This window comes from Pseudomonas sp. SDT291_1_S447 (assembly GCF_054070155.1).
On record NZ_JBSVXS010000489.1, the window covers coordinates 1 to 210 of the forward strand.

Annotated in this window: 1 pseudogene; it reads left to right on the plus strand. The window is 54.8% G+C overall.

What is annotated here, in order from left to right:
* Positions 1-79: pseudogene (locus tag ACW9IR_RS30495) on the plus strand (GNAT family N-acetyltransferase); the annotation flags it as partial.
* Between the last annotated feature and the right edge of the window lie 131 nt (positions 80-210).

Here is a 210-nt window from a genome sequence, read left to right on the forward strand (position 1 = left end):
GAGCAATGGGCGTGCTCGCCAGCTGTATGAAAGCGCGGGGATGAAATTTGTCCTACGCGACGTAGTCGCTCAGGACTGACACGCACTGGCGTGTAACTTGCTTCCAGAGAGCGAATCGGTGAACAGAGGTAAAAACCCGTCACCGTTCTTGCGTGCCCTCTGACCTAGCCTGGTGACAGATCCGCCATGAATACTCAATTTTCCTGCGTC